2 protein-coding genes and 1 pseudogene are annotated in these 1,965 nt (G+C 69.2%); 1 reads left to right on the forward strand and 2 read right to left on the reverse strand.

What is annotated here, in order from left to right; translation table 11 throughout:
* Positions 1 to 40: 40 nt before the first annotated feature.
* Together cynS and G6020_RS11815 are read right to left on the reverse strand one after the other, a co-directional pair.
* The gene (gene cynS, locus G6020_RS11810; protein ID WP_182610762.1) at positions 41 to 490 is read right to left on the reverse strand and encodes a cyanase; all 450 of its coding nucleotides are present in this window, start codon (positions 488 to 490) and stop codon (positions 41 to 43) included.
* Positions 491 to 522: 32 nt separating this feature from the next.
* Positions 523 to 1,404, reverse strand: a complete 882-nt coding sequence (locus tag G6020_RS11815; protein WP_182610763.1) for a formate/nitrite transporter family protein — start codon at positions 1,402 to 1,404, stop codon at positions 523 to 525.
* 251 nt (positions 1,405 to 1,655) lie between these two features.
* Here G6020_RS11815 and G6020_RS11820 point away from each other — a divergent pair.
* Positions 1,656 to 1,965: pseudogene (locus G6020_RS11820) on the forward strand (hypothetical protein); the annotation flags it as partial.

Here is a 1,965-nt window from a genome sequence, read left to right on the forward strand (position 1 = left end):
GGCTCGGCGGCCCGGCGGCTCGTCGGCCCGGCGGCGGCCGTCACCAGCGGTAGTCGAGGAACTTCCCGTCCAGCGTGATCACCACGCGGTCTCCGTCGGGGTCCGGGCGCCTCGCGAAGTCCACCGTAAAGTTGATCGCGCTCATGATTCCGTCGCCGAACTCTTCATGGATGAGTGCCTTGAGCGCCGGACCGTACACCGACAGCGCTTCGGTGAACCGGTAGATCGTCGGGTCCGCCATCACCTCCGGCGGCGTGCCGCGGCTCGGTTGCAGGGCCAGGCTCTCGGCCACGGCCTCGTCCAGACCGAGGAGTTCGCACACCGACCGCGCCTGCTCGGCGGACATCGGGTGTTGGCCCAGCAGGGCCGCGGTGGTCCACACCAGCGGTGCGCCCAGGTGGTCGGCCAGTTCTGCCCAGGTGCGTCCTTGACGGATGCGGGCGGAGTCCACGTGCGCGGCGGCGTCGTGTTTGGACATGATGGGGGTCATCGGGGTTCCTCTCGGATGGGGTCGTGTGTCGCTCAGACCGTGGCGGGCTCGCGATCGGCCTCGGGCTCGGACTCGGGCTCTGCCTCGCGCCCGGCCGGTCCCTCCGGCAGCTGCCGCTGCGCCTTGGTGCGGGCGTGGGTGACGTAGAGGGTCAGACCCACAAAGCAGAGTCCGCCGACGAGGTTGCCGATGACGGTGGGGATCTCGTTCCACACCAGGTAGTCGGCCAGCGAGAACTCTCCGCCGAGCATCAGGCCGGTCGGGAACAGGAACATGTTGACCACCGAGTGCTCGAATCCCATGTAGAAGAACAGCATCACGGGCATCCACATGGTCAGCGCCTTGCCGCTCACGCTGGTGGACATCATCGCCGCCACTACGCCCGTCGAGACCATCCAGTTGCACAGCACTCCACGGAAGAACAGGGTCAGCATCCCGGCCGCCCCGTGCTCGGCGTACCCCAGGGTCCGGGACTCACCGATTTCGCCGAGTCGCTGGCCGACATCGTCCGGCGCGATGTTGAATCCGTAGGTGGTGATGAAGGCGATGAGGAACGCCACGGTGAGGGCGCCGGCGAAGTTGCCCAGGAAGACCAGGCCCCAGTTCCGGAGCATCCCCCGGACCGTGACCCCCTTGCGCTTGTCCAACAGGGCCAGCGGGACGAGCGTGAACACTCCGGTCAGCAGATCGAAGCCCAGCAGGTACAGGAGGATAAAGCCGACGGGGAAGAGCACCGCCCCGAGGAGCGCGCTGCCGGTCTGGACCGTGACGGTGATGGCGAACGCGGCGGCCAGGCCCAGGATGGCGCCTGCCATGAAGCTCCGGATGAGCGTGTCACGCGTGGACATGCGGACCTTGCTCGCTCCGGCGTCGATCATCGCGCGGGTGAAGTCCGAGGGTTGGACGTAGGACACTTCGTTGCCTCCAGCTGTGCGGCGGGCGTGCGGACGTACCGGAGTGAGTGTGGCCGAGCTATGTGACGCGGTCGTTACCCCGCACACCGGTAACCGAGCCCTCACCTCGCGCCGGCCGCACGGTGAGGTGAGAGTTCGGCCCCCCGTGGAACCAGACAGGCCGGCGCGCCGTCAAACACTGTGACGGCGCGTGAGAAAGGACCGGTGTGGGGTACACGATCGGCCGGGTCAGACGGTGGGATGTCGGGGGCGTGACGACGGCGAGCTCCGCCGTCGCAGAGCGGATGGCGCTGGCTGTCGAGGCCCGAACGGCTCTGGCTGCCGGGCGCTCAGCGCTGGACGTGGGCTGGAACGGCGTGGCAGCCGATGCGGTCCTGGACGCCGCCGAGGGCGAGAAGGTGCACGTCACCAAGCTCGCGGACGGTCTCGGGGAGCTGGCTGACGCCCTCTCCCGGGCCGCCGCCGCGGTGGGGCCGGCGGTGCAGGCGGTTCGTGACCGGGTCGACGAGGCCGAGACCGCCGGGCTCGTGGTGGGCGAGGACTCCGTGGGGCCGGCTCCCA

It is taken from the genome of Dietzia sp. B19 (genome assembly GCF_014145155.1).
Classification (GTDB): domain Bacteria; phylum Actinomycetota; class Actinomycetes; order Mycobacteriales; family Mycobacteriaceae; genus Dietzia; species Dietzia natronolimnaea.

Bases quoted from the DNA above. Each gene is read 5' to 3' on its own strand.
- cynS (WP_182610762.1), bottom strand. From the start codon at position 490: ATGACCCCCATCATGTCCAAACACGACGCCGCCGCGCACGTGGACTCC.